A 12,321-nucleotide genomic window follows, 5' to 3' on the forward strand; every position below is an offset into this window, starting at 1 on the left:
TTCATTTTAAATTATCTTGATTACTTGTCTACAGATTAAATACCTTATATGATAATTGTGACACTTTTTCTAATGGAAAAGAAATGGAGATAAAATTTTGACTAAATTTACAAAAAATAAATCAGAAAAAGATATTATCATTACTATTAAGCGTCTAGGAATTAATGGCGAAGGTATCGGATATTATAAAAAGAAAATAATTTTTATTCCAGGAGCTCTTCCTGGTGAAGTGGTTGTTGCTAAAATAACCAACTCACATCCCCATTATTTAGAAGGAGAATTGATTCGTGTCAAAGAAAGATCTCCTCATCGCGTACCTTTTCCAAAAGATGTTAATCCTGCTACTGGTGGTCTCGAATTAGCCAATTTAGCTTATGCTCAGCAGCTTGAATTTAAACAACACTTAATCCTTGATGCTTTACGTAAATATCATCCCCGTAATTACAATAAAATTAAAGTTAAAAAAACTTTAGCTGCTCCTGATCAATGGCATTATCGCAATAAAGCCCAGTATCAAATAGAAACTTATAAACATAAAACCCGCCTCGGACTTTATGCACCAAATTCTCATCACTTGATTGATCTACCAACAATGCCAACTCAATCAAAAGCAACTCAAAAGACTGAACGTGCAATCAAACACTTAATTGATAAACTTCATCTCCATATCGCTGATTATCGTCGGCATTTAGATGGAATAAAGACAGTCGTCGTCCGCGAATCGCAAAGCAGTCATGAAATTCAAGTTACTTTAATTACCATCGGCAAACATATTCCAGGACTCAAGAAATTAGCTCAAGAAATCATGAAATTACCTAATGTAGTTTCTGTTTTCCAAAACGAAACTCAGTGGCAAAATCCACAAGTATGGGGTAATAAAACAACTAAGTTATTAGGAAAATCACATATTACCGAATCTATCTTGGATAAAAAATTCAAGCTTTCGCCTCGTGCTTTCTTCCAGTTAAATCCAGCGCAAACTATTATTTTATACAGTGAGGCATTAAAGCTCTTAGATTTAACACCTGAGCAAACTTTAATTGATGCCTATTCAGGAGTTGGGACATTAGGAATTCTAGCAAGCGATCAAGTTCGCCAAGTTATTGGTATCGAATCAATTCCTGAAGCTGTGGAAGATGCTCAAGAAAACTGCCACTTAAATCATGTTCGTAATGCCGAATACGTTCAAGGTAACGTTGAAAAAGTTTTACCAGATTTGAAAAAACAAGGTGTTCCAATTGATGCTTTGATTGTTGATCCACCTCGCACTGGGCTTAACAAAAAGCTAATTAAAACTTTGTTAGAAGTAAAACCCAAAACTTTTGTCTATATCTCATGTAATCCTTCAACATTAGCTAAAGATCTTGTACTTTTAAGTGAAGCTTACGATGTTCGCGTAATTAAACCAGTTGATATGATGCCACAAACTCCCCGTTGGGAAGGTATCACCAAATTAACATTACGCAAATAAAATTATAATTTACAAAAATAAATAAGCAGGTTGCTCATTGCAACCTGCTTATTCTTTTGGAGGAGGTAAACATCTAGTTTTCACATGTGATGTTCTTAAGCATCATATTGTAACATTGCCACATACTTTTATTAGTAAGGATAATGATTATTTGGTTTGTTATATAGTAGAGAATCTAGGTTAAATTCTACAAATTGGAGATAAAATCTTTAATTGAATAAAATTTTTACCTCTTCCACTTCCTTAGTATAGGAGGTTTAACAGCAAATTCAAATATATGACATTATAGGCTTTAATACTTGAATTTATTTTTGTTTATATAATCTAACCCCATTCTTTACACCAGCAAAATACCATACTCCTGCTTGTTCATCACTACTTAACTCTTTACCTTCTACTGGATCTGCCAAAGATTGAGTAAAAATAGTCTCATACTCTGGAATAGTTAACTTAGTTCTAGCATCTAATCTAGCTTGTACCTTATCTGGATGTAATTGTTGCTTAAATCCTTCAACTACGTTACCAGTAAAGAATTCAGCCATTGCACCAGAACCATATGAAAATAGTCCAATTAAATCATTAGGAGCTAATTCTCCATTCTGTAATAAACTTAATAGACTTAAATAAAGTGATGCAGTGTAGACGTTTCCCACATTAACACTCAATTTTTTACTTGCTTCAAAAGTCTTACTCAACTTTTCACTCACTACTTCTGATTCATCCGCAATTGCTAAACGATTAGCCTTAAGTCCCATTTTTGTAAAAGGCAAGTGGTAAATTAAAGCATCAAAATCTTCAGTTTTAAGATTTTTCTGTTTTTTATAGTCTTCAAATGTCTTGGTAAAGAAATCTAAATAAACTTGAGTTGAGTACTTTCCATCAACCATAGCAGTTTTAGAATTATTTGGACGCCAGAAATCATTAATATCGTCACTATATGCACTGTGACCTTCATTTAAGGCGAGAATACTTGGATCAGCTTTAACTAGCATACTAATACTACCTGCTCCTTGTGTAACTTCTCCGCCAGTATTTAAGCCATAACGTGCAATATCACTTCCGATAACAATGGCAGTTTGTTCAGGGTGTAATCTAACAAAATCTGTTGCCATCATTAAAGCAGCTGTTAGACCAAAACATGCTTCTTTTACTTCAAAAGTTCTAACTTCTGGACGTAAATTAAGCGCAGTTTTAACAAACAATGAAGCTGACTTTGATTGATCAACACTTGATTCAGTTCCAAAAATCATTAAGCCTACTTTATCTTTATCAATTTCATCTACAAAATCTAAAGTAGCATTAATTCCCATTGAAACTGCATCCTGAGTTTCATCAGCTACTGTCATCTTTTCTTGACCAATTCCAATTAAAAATTTATTTGGATCTTGATTACGGGCATTGGCTAAATCTATCATATCCACATACTTATTTGGGGTATAAAAACCAATTTTATCAATACCAACTTGCATTATTTTTTCTCCTGTAATTTTTTCAACAATTCTTTTGCATACTCTAAAGTATACTTTTTATCTTTACGCATTTGCTTTAAAATAAGTTCTTTATTTTCAGCAGTCGTTTCTAATGTAGCAACCATATTTCTTGCTTGAAGTCGCATATGACCTGCTTGAATACCTGCAGTAGAAATTGCTAATAGGGCCGCTAAATTATTCGCTAAACCAATCCCAACAATAATTGATGCTAAAGTTTCACTATCAACATCACCTAAAATTTGATAGGCATCTTGAATATCTGAGCGAGCTGAAATAGAGCCTCCCACAACGCCAATCGGCATCGGCAGAGTAAGTTGCCCCACCAAGCTATCTTCTTCTAACTTCCAACTACTTAAGCTATGGTAACCATTTTCTCCTGCTAATACTGCTGCGGCAGCTTCAACAGCACGAAAATCATTACCCGTTGCAATCAAAACTGCATCTACCCCATTCATAATGCCCTTATTATTAGTCGCACCACGATAGGGGTCTTCTATTCCAATTTGGCTCAATAATGCAATTTTTGCTGCAACTTCTTTCCCTCCTAAACTATTTACTGGTAAAGAAACTCTACCTGTAGCTAGTTGGCTAGGATAATTTGACAAAATAGCAAAAAGCTTTTCCTCAACACCATCAAAATCTACTAAAAGATTAGCTAAGAATTCTAAGATAGCATTCGTCTTATTTGCCCCCATGGCTTGTGCTGGATCTACTAGTACTTTTAAATAAACTAATTGCTTTTCTTGGCGGATCGTAATTTTTTTTACTCCACCACCATGATTAATTAAGCTAGTAAATTGATGATTAGCTACGTCAATTAAGTTAGGGATTTTATCTTTTATGCTTTTTAGTTTAAAAGTCTTATTTACTTGTAAAACAATTTGACCATAAATTCCTTTACGCTGATTTTTAACTTTTACTCCACCATGTCTAGCAAAAATTTTACTACCATGATTTGCCGCAGCAATTACTGATGGTTCCTCAGTAGCCATCGGAACCATATATTCTTTTCCATTAACTAACAACTTTTCCACAATTCCCAGTGGTAAACATATGCTTCCAACAACATTTTCACTAAGATTATCCATTGCAGTTAATTGTGCAGGACTAATAGGGCTTAAGTCTATCCCTTGCTGCTTTAATAAAGCTCGTCGCTTCTCTGGTGATAATTTATAGAATTTCATTAATCAAGTCGCCTAATTTCATATGCTATTCCTTGTCCACCACCAATACACAAGGAAACAATTCCATGTCTTTTATCAATTTGCTTAAGACTATTTACAATCCCACCAATTAATCTAGCACCAGTTGCACCTAAGGGATGTCCCAAACTAATTGCGCCACCAGCAATATTTAACTTATTTGCAGGGATCTTTAAATCTCTAGCTACTGGTACAGCTTGGGCAGCAAATGCTTCATTAATTTCAAATAGATCAAAATCATCAACAGTCGTACCAGTTTTGTCTAACAGCTTTTCAATAGCAAAATATGGCGCATATCCCATATATGCTGGATCACAACCAATTTCAGCAAAATTACTAATTACAGCAATTGGCTTTAAGTTTAATTCTTCCACCTTTTCTTTTGTGGCCACTAGCAACATGCTTGCACCATCATTAAGAGGAGATGAATTACCTGCAGTTGCACGTCCATCTTCTTTGAAAACAGGCTTTAAGCCTCCTAAAGCTTCCATTGTAGTTTCTGGTCTAACTGATTCATCATGATCCAAGGTTTTACCATTAATAGTGACAGGAATAATTTCATCTTTAAACCAATCATCTTCTATTGCTTTAGCAGCTTTTTGATGAGAATTTAAAGAAAATTCATCCATCTCTTTACGTGTTACATGATAACGGTCAGCAACATTTTCTGCGGTTAATCCCATTGGCTTTTGTGAATAAGCATCCCCAATTCCATCAATTTGAAGTGTATCTTTAAAATTAGGATTTTCTGCCTTCTTTTCAGACTTTGGTAATACTAAAGGAGCATTCGTCATACTTTCAGCTCCACCGACTACGGCTACTCCAAAATCTCCTAAAGCCATTTGTCCTTGGGCAAAACGCAAAGCTTTTAAACTTGAGCCACAAACATCATCAACTACTGTGGCAACTACTGATTCAGGTAAGCCAGCGCCCAAAGCAATTTGACGCGCAACATTTTGTCCTAAGCCAGCGCTTAAAACATTTCCAATTAAGACACTATCAATCTTATCCTTAGCAATTCCAGTTTTCTCGATCAAACCATTTAAAGCGATTTTTCCTAAATCAATTGCGCTTTGATCCTTAAAAAATCCACGATAACGACCAAATGGAGTTCTCTGTGCTCCAATAAGATATATTTCTTCCATAAATATTATCCATTTCTCCCAAATTTTGTATACTACATAAAAATGATAACTAATTTATTTATAAAAAGTAGAAATTTAATAAAATTTAAAGAAAAAAGAGTGTCTTTCACACTCTTTTATGCCATATATTTATCTAAAAATTGCCTTACTTTTTGTTCATACTCACGTGGATGAGTTGCAAATGATTTCGCATGACTGGCCCCAGGTACAAGCCATAATTCTTTTGGTCCTCGACTAGCATGATAATTGGCATACACCATTTTAGTTGGAACAAAATTATCTTTGCTACCATGAATGAAGAACATCGGTGAATGATTTTGCTTGAGTTGCTTCAAGCTATCAGCATCATTTAAAAAATATCCAGCGTTTAACTTTGTATAACCACTTAAAATTTCAACCAAAGGAAAACGTGGAAACCCTGGCATATGATAGATAGTTTGAGCTTCATGTTCAATCTCAGTTTTAGCATTAGTATAACCACAATCTTCAATATATGCTTTTACTTGTGAGGGCATTTTTTGTCCACTTGTCATCATCGTCGTGGCTCCACCCATACTTACTCCAAAAATGGCAATTTGGCTATTCTTCCCGTTATGTGCAATAACTTTCTTGGCCCATTTCCTCACATCGCCTTTTTCACGCCAACCATAACCAACATAATTTCCCTGACTCTGACCATGCCCACGTGCATCCGGTAATAAAGTGTTGTAGCCAAGCTCATGAAACATAGCAGCATAAGGTCCCATAGTGTCTTTATTATTCATATATCCATGCAAGATTATGACGGTTTTATTTGTTTTATGCGCTGCAGGAATATAATTAGCATCTAATTTTAAATTATCATCAGTAGAAGTTAAATACCAGCGCTCTTTTTTACTATCGTTATACCATTTGGTTTGTTTGTAAAGAGGATCACTCTTCTTTAAGGCATGCTTCTTACTTAGAAAACTTTTCTGTCCTGGAACAATAGCTACATTATAAAAATAATATCCTGCTCCAGCAAAGGCAATTACTAATACTCCTAACACTGAAGCAATCCAAATCCATAATTTTTTATGTTGTTTGAACATTTTATATTTCGATCCTTAATCATTTAAAGTAAAATTAAATCAACAATAATTACAAAATTAATTAGACTATCTAACTAATATCCACTAGTATATCATGCTTTTAACTAATTTTTTTCAATTATCTCAAGATTTAGATAAAAATCTTTATTTATTTTATAAATCTAAGCAAATGCAAAAAGCTTTTCCTATTCGAAAAATCAATTTGACTGCTAATAGCTGCGAATTAATTTGTAAAAATGGAACTGCCAAAACTTTAGGAGACCTTGCAAAAATGCTTGGTAAAATTAAGCAAAAAAATATTCCTTTAACTGTCCATTTATTAAGTGAAGATAATAATATTTATGGCTTTCAAATTGATAATCACCAAAATCGTATTTATCTAAAATAAAAGGTCGAGGAGCATATTAGTCCCTCGACCCTTTATTATTCTATTTAATTATTTTGAAGACTTATCTTCATTAGCAAGTTTTGCCCCTAAATTAATGATGTATTCTCTTAAAGCATCTTTTGTTTCTGGGTGAGTAAGACCATACTGGATGGCAGTTTCTAAATACCCTTCTTTATTACCAACATCATGTCTTGCACCTTTAAATTCATGTGCGAATACTCGCTGAGTCTTATTCATGGTATCAATCGCATCTGTCAATTGAATTTCACCACCACGACCAGGCTTTTGATTTTCTAAAATATCAAAAATTTCTGGTGTTAATAAGTAACGTCCAATAATAGCTAAATCACTAGGAGCATCCTCAACTGCTGGCTTTTCTACAAAAGATTCAACGTTATATAATCCTGATTCAATTTCACCTGCAGGATCAATAACACCATATTTTGAAACTTCCTCATGAGGGACTTTCATAACGGCAATTGTTGAAGCATGTGTTTTATTGTAACGTTCAATTAATTGTTGACTTAATGGTTTTTTGTCATCCATTAGGTCATCACCAAGCATTACAACAAATGGCTCATCACCAACAAAACTGCGTGCCCGATAGATTGCATCACCTAATCCAGCAGGATGTGGTTGACGAGTATAATAAAGGTTAACTCCCAATTCAGTAATTGATTGTGTCAATTGAAGAAGTTTATCTTTATGTTTTTCTTCAAGGTCAGCTTCTAGTTCTGGATTAGAATCAAAATGGTCTTCGATTGCACGTTTTGATTTACCTGTAACAATTAAAATATCTTCAATACCCGATTTTTTTGCTTCCTCAACAATAAATTGAATAGTAGGCTTATCTACAATTGGCAACATTTCTTTTGGCATTGCCTTAGTTGCTGGTAAAAATCTTGTACCCAATCCGGCTGCAGGTATAACTGCCTTTCTGACTTTCATACTTATATTCTCCTCAATAAGTTAGTTCTTAATCAAAATAATTATACTACTAAAATTCTCTTTAGTGCGAGCTATCTCGTCGTCTTTTATAAAAAGAAATTAAACTACTGGTACTATACTTAGTTTCGCCATATTTTAACTGATCACTAGCTGCATTTATGCAAACTCCAAAAAGTAATAGCAAAGCTCCCAAATTTAGCCAAAACATAAATACGATGAACGACCCAATAATGCCATAGTTTTGCCAACGAATTCCAAAATTACGCAAATACCAACCAAACCCATATGATAATCCTAACCACGAGATCGTTGTTACCCAGACTCCCGGCCAAATCCTTCTTTTAGCAGTATCAATATTTGGTAAAACAAGATTCACATATAAAACAACTATGACAATCATTAAAATAATCAAGGGCCATTTATAGCTCTCAATCTTATAGACCCATGCTAATGAAAAACCAAAAACTGGCACTAAAAATTCCATTATCTGGCGCCCAAATGCAAAAACAAACATTACTCCTGAAAAAGAAAGGACCAGTAGAACCGTAACCAGAAAAGTCACCGTGCGCGCAAAGAAAGTATACCACCACGCACGTTGCTTTTCTTTCTGATCTACTCCATAAATCTTATTCATTGCTAACCTAATCGAATTAGTTAATCCAGAAAAGGACCAAATAGAAACAATAATACCGAAAGAAATAAAACCACTTGAATGTTGTTTAAGAAGGGTGGTAATAATCGGTATTACTAATTTAGATACTTGGGCAGGAAAAATTAATGATAAATAATCTGCAATTGGGCGAGTATCAATTTTAAACAAGGGTAAAATATTTCCCACAATAATAATTATTGGGAAAATGCTAAACAGCGCATAATAAGCAATAATGATTGAATGCTGATTGATTTCACCTTGTGAAATCGTCTTGACCAATTCGTTAAAATAAAGTTTTATCTTTTTACTGACATTACTCGTATTCATTAATAATTAGTCTTCATCTTCATCAAAATGAGGAAGATATTTTTCATAACCATCATATGGCTTTTGTAAAGTTAAAATTTTAGGACCATCTTTGGTAATAGCAAAAGTATGTTCAAATTGAGCAGATTTTGAACCATCAGGAGTTGCATAGTAAACCCAATCATCATTAGGATCACTAACAGTGGTTTGTTTAATTCTCCAATCACCACCAGCTTCAACCATTGGTTCAACAGTAATAGTCATTCCTTCGCGTAGACGTAAGCCATGACCAGCCTTGCCAAAGTGAGGTACTTCTGGATCTTCATGAATAGTTGGTTGAATGCCATGACCGACTAACTCACGAACATCACCAAAGCCATTATCATCTTCAACGTATTTTTGAATGACACTACCAATGTCACCAATGCGGTTACCGACCACAGCTTGGTCAATCCCCATATACATTGCTTTTTTAGTGACATCCATTAACTTTTGGTCTTCTTCAGAAATTTTTCCTACGGCATAAGTAGTACATGAATCAGTTTCATAACCATCCAAATTGCAAGTCACATCAACTTTAACTAAGTCCCCTTCTTTAAGGATTTTATCCTTACGAGGAATAGCATGAGCAATTTCGTCATTTACACTAACACAAGTTCCATATTTATATCCTTCAAAGCCTTGTTCAGATAAACGACCACCATGTTTTTTCATAAAGTCTTGAGCAAATTCTTCAATTTCCCAAGTTGAAATACCTGGCTTAATTACATCACGCAAGCCTTCAAACATTGATGCTAAAAGGCGACCAGATCTTTGCATACCTTGAAGTTCACGTTTAGATTTTATAGTAATCAAAATAGTTTCTCCTTATAAAATTAATTAATTAAATTTCAAATAAATACAATTCTATTATAAAGCTTTTTTAAAACTTTTTCTTTATCTCTTTACTCATCTGCGCTTAGTATCTAGTATAATAAAAGATAATTATTCTTGAAAGAAGTTCGATAATATATGAAAGCTCAAATAGTATTTGCAAGTATGACTGGAAATAATGAAGACATGGCAGAAATTCTTGGCGAAAACTTAGAAGATTTTGGCTTTGATGTTGAAAGCACAGATATTAGTTTTGCTGATGCTAGCGCATTTGAAGATGCAGATTTATGTATTGTAGTTACTTATACTTATGGTGAAGGTGTGATGACTGATGAACTAAAGGATTTCTACGATCAACTACTTGAATTAAATTTAACCAATAAAAAATTTGCAGTTATGGGTTCAGGAGACAAATCATATAAAGACCACTATTGTGAAAATGTCTATGATTTTGAAAAGGCATTTAACAAAATTGGTGCAGTTGAAGTAGCTAAGCCAGTTACAATAGAAAACGCTGTTGATGATGCCGATATCTTATTAATTGACCAAGCAGCAAAAGAAATGGCTGGCTCATTTAATGACTAGAAAATTGACTAAGCAAAAGCCAATCACTAAAAGCCAAATTCGAGTACTAGGCAATCGATTAGTTGCTCGACATCGTGATTTTTATATCTATACGATTTTTGGTTTTCTTGCTTCCCTAATTAATATTATTGCCTTTGCAATATTTCATAATTGGTTAAAAATTCCATGGTTTTGGGCTAATATTTTAGCTTTTTTTGTGTCAACCTTGTCATCTTTTTCTTTTAATAAACATGGTGTATTTACTGAAAAGAAAAATCCTACCCATGGAGTAATTTATCAATTAAGCCTTTTTTTCTTATATAGAATTCTTAGTTTAATCCCAGATAACTTAATTATGTTTATTGGATTGTCTTGTTTACATTGGAATACTATCTTTGTAAAAACAATAGATCAAGTAGGCGTAGGGCTCTTTAATTACTTTGCAACTAAATCAATTTTCTTAGAATCAAGTAGTAAAGTTGCAACAGTTTTTAAAAAAATGACAAATTCAACATTCCAAAAAAGTCATAAGTAGTTAAAAACTACTTATGACTTTTTTTACTTAAAATCTATTGGACGTTCGTTCTTATCTTTTGCAAAATAATATGCAATAGCATCCATGATGCGATCAGCAGCATGACCATCTCCATATGGATTCTTAGCATTAGCCATTTCTTCATAAGCAGATTGATCTTCTAACAAGCGAATCATTTCTTGCTTCACCTGATCTTCTTGAGTTCCCACTAATTTTAAGGTTCCTGCTTTAACTCCCTCTGGTCTTTCAGTGGTATCACGTAAGACCAAGACCGGTTTACCCAAAGATGGGGCTTCTTCTTGAACACCACCTGAATCTGTCATAATGAAGAAAGAGCGCTTAGCTAAATTATGAAAATCTACAACATCAAGGGGGTCAATCAAATGGATCCGTGGGTCTCCACCTAAAACTTCTTTAGCCACTTCTTGAACCCTAGGAGATAAGTGAACTGGATAAATTATTTCAACATCATCATGTGAATCAACGACTTGTTTCATTACTTTAAAGACCCGTCTCATTGGTTCACCTTGATTTTCCCGACGGTGCATAGTTACCAAGATAACACGATTACCAGGTTTTATTTCATCCAAAACATCATGATGATAATCTTTTTGAACTGTTTGTTGAAGTGCATCAATTGCAGTATTTCCAGTAATAAAAATATTATCAGCTGGATGATTTTCAGTAATTAAGTTTGCCTTACTCAATGCAGTTGGGGCAAAATAAAGATCTGTCAGGTCATCAGTCATTTGACGATTCATTTCCTCAGGAAATGGGGAATATTTATTCCAAGTACGCAGTCCAGCCTCAACGTGACCCAATGTAGTTTGTTCATAAAATGTAGCTAACCCAGCGGCAAAGCTAGTTGTCGTATCGCCATGGACTAGAACAATATTGGGAGTCTCTTTTTTAATTACCTTTCCCATATCTAAAAGGACTTTTGCCGTAATATCACCTAAAGTTTGATTCTTATGCATAATGTTAAAATCATAATCAGGTTTGATTTTGAAGATATCCAAAACTTGATCTAACATTTCACGATGTTGTGCGGTAACAACCGTTACTTCATCAAATCGATCATCTTTTTTTAACTTTAAAACTAAAGGCGCCATCTTGATTGCTTCTGGACGTGTTCCAAAAACAGTCATTACTTTGATCTTCTTCATAAAATACCTCCCAATAATTACTTCTACTATACCTTAAAGTAAACGGTTTTTGTACTAGTGAAATATAAATATTAATTGCAAATCACTTTATTTTAAAGAAAGGAATTATCATGGATTGGATTTTACTTTTAACTGGTTTAATGATTATCATTACTATTTTTCTTTTAGTTTTTAGCTTAAATAACTTTTATTCGAAAAGAATGCGTTATTGCCTTGTAATAATGGGAGTTATCTGTTTGTTTATTACAATATATCTAATTTACTTAGTACTTTCTAAACCATGGTTAGAATTATAAAAGCTTCGATAATTATGACCCCCGTGAGAATAATACGGGGTGCTATATCAAGGTTTATGGCTAATTTGTGCATCATCTGTGCATCACTTCAAAAAAATAAAAAATTAATCCATAGATTGAGTATCTTTATTCTTAAAATTATTAGTAGAAATAATATCTATAAGAAGAAAGGAAAAAATATTATGAATTTTAAAAAATACAGTAATATCATAAAG

Annotated in this window: 11 protein-coding genes; 3 read left to right on the forward strand and 8 right to left on the reverse strand. The window is 33.6% G+C overall.

The features are described from left to right. Positions 1-97 precede the first annotated feature (97 nt). Positions 98-1,471: a 23S rRNA (uracil(1939)-C(5))-methyltransferase RlmD gene (gene rlmD, locus FP432_RS03945; RefSeq protein ID WP_265489551.1), complete on the forward strand. Its 1,374-nt coding sequence runs from the start codon at positions 98-100 to the stop codon at positions 1,469-1,471. A gap of 305 nt (positions 1,472-1,776) precedes the next feature. Here rlmD and FP432_RS03950 read toward each other — a convergent pair whose 3' ends face one another. From FP432_RS03950 to map, 7 genes are all read right to left on the reverse strand, one after another. Further along, positions 1,777-2,940, reverse strand: coding sequence for a hydroxymethylglutaryl-CoA synthase (locus tag FP432_RS03950; protein ID WP_265489552.1), 1,164 nt, complete (start codon positions 2,938-2,940; stop codon positions 1,777-1,779). Then, positions 2,940-4,145, reverse strand: coding sequence for a hydroxymethylglutaryl-CoA reductase, degradative (locus FP432_RS03955; RefSeq protein ID WP_265489553.1), 1,206 nt, complete (start codon positions 4,143-4,145; stop codon positions 2,940-2,942). Before FP432_RS03955 ends, FP432_RS03950 begins: the two co-directional genes overlap by 1 nt. Further along, entirely contained in the window at positions 4,145-5,308 is a 1,164-nt protein-coding gene (locus FP432_RS03960; RefSeq protein WP_265489554.1) for a thiolase family protein, read from the reverse strand. Before FP432_RS03960 ends, FP432_RS03955 begins: the two co-directional genes overlap by 1 nt. Positions 5,309-5,424: 116 nt before the next feature. Beyond that, positions 5,425-6,378, reverse strand: coding sequence for an alpha/beta hydrolase (locus FP432_RS03965; protein WP_265489555.1), 954 nt, complete (start codon positions 6,376-6,378; stop codon positions 5,425-5,427). A gap of 436 nt (positions 6,379-6,814) precedes the next feature. Beyond that, entirely contained in the window at positions 6,815-7,714 is a 900-nt protein-coding gene (gene galU, locus FP432_RS03970) for a UTP--glucose-1-phosphate uridylyltransferase GalU (RefSeq protein ID WP_265489556.1), read from the reverse strand. A 61-nt stretch (positions 7,715-7,775) separates the two neighbouring features. Next, complete coding sequence (locus FP432_RS03975; protein ID WP_265489557.1) at positions 7,776-8,693, reverse strand: YihY/virulence factor BrkB family protein; 918 nt, start codon at positions 8,691-8,693, stop codon at positions 7,776-7,778. A gap of 6 nt (positions 8,694-8,699) precedes the next feature. Next, positions 8,700-9,527, reverse strand: coding sequence for a type I methionyl aminopeptidase (gene map / locus FP432_RS03980; protein ID WP_265489558.1), 828 nt, complete (start codon positions 9,525-9,527; stop codon positions 8,700-8,702). 156 nt (positions 9,528-9,683) lie between these two features. Between map and FP432_RS03985 the strand changes: the two genes are divergently transcribed. After that, positions 9,684-10,130: a flavodoxin domain-containing protein gene (locus FP432_RS03985; RefSeq protein ID WP_265489559.1), complete on the forward strand. Its 447-nt coding sequence runs from the start codon at positions 9,684-9,686 to the stop codon at positions 10,128-10,130. Beyond that, a complete protein-coding gene (locus FP432_RS03990; protein WP_265489560.1) occupies positions 10,123-10,644 on the forward strand; it encodes a GtrA family protein in 522 nt (173 codons plus the stop codon). The genes FP432_RS03985 and FP432_RS03990 overlap by 8 nt, the downstream gene beginning before the upstream one ends. Before the next feature lie 23 nt (positions 10,645-10,667). On the opposite strand, the gene wecB is transcribed toward FP432_RS03990, so the two are convergent. Then, positions 10,668-11,810 (reverse strand): non-hydrolyzing UDP-N-acetylglucosamine 2-epimerase, encoded by a 1,143-nt coding sequence (gene wecB, locus FP432_RS03995; protein WP_265489561.1) that lies wholly within the window; start codon positions 11,808-11,810, stop codon positions 10,668-10,670. Positions 11,811-12,321 lie beyond the last annotated feature (511 nt).

It is taken from the genome of Lactobacillus sp. PV034 (genome assembly GCF_014522305.1).
GTDB lineage: Bacteria > Bacillota > Bacilli > Lactobacillales > Lactobacillaceae > Lactobacillus.

Coding starts and splice junctions, on each gene's coding strand:
- galU (WP_265489556.1), bottom strand. CDS start 7,714: ATGAAAGTCAGAAAGGCAGTTATACCTGCAGCCGGATTGGGTACAAGA.
- FP432_RS03985 (WP_265489559.1), top strand. CDS start 9,684: ATGAAAGCTCAAATAGTATTTGCAAGTATGACTGGAAATAATGAAGAC.
- FP432_RS03975 (WP_265489557.1), bottom strand. CDS start 8,693: ATGAATACGAGTAATGTCAGTAAAAAGATAAAACTTTATTTTAACGAA.
- FP432_RS03965 (WP_265489555.1), bottom strand. CDS start 6,378: ATGTTCAAACAACATAAAAAATTATGGATTTGGATTGCTTCAGTGTTA.
- wecB (WP_265489561.1), bottom strand. CDS start 11,810: ATGAAGAAGATCAAAGTAATGACTGTTTTTGGAACACGTCCAGAAGCA.
- FP432_RS03955 (WP_265489553.1), bottom strand. CDS start 4,145: ATGAAATTCTATAAATTATCACCAGAGAAGCGACGAGCTTTATTAAAG.
- FP432_RS03960 (WP_265489554.1), bottom strand. CDS start 5,308: ATGGAAGAAATATATCTTATTGGAGCACAGAGAACTCCATTTGGTCGT.
- FP432_RS03950 (WP_265489552.1), bottom strand. CDS start 2,940: ATGCAAGTTGGTATTGATAAAATTGGTTTTTATACCCCAAATAAGTAT.
- FP432_RS03990 (WP_265489560.1), top strand. CDS start 10,123: ATGACTAGAAAATTGACTAAGCAAAAGCCAATCACTAAAAGCCAAATT.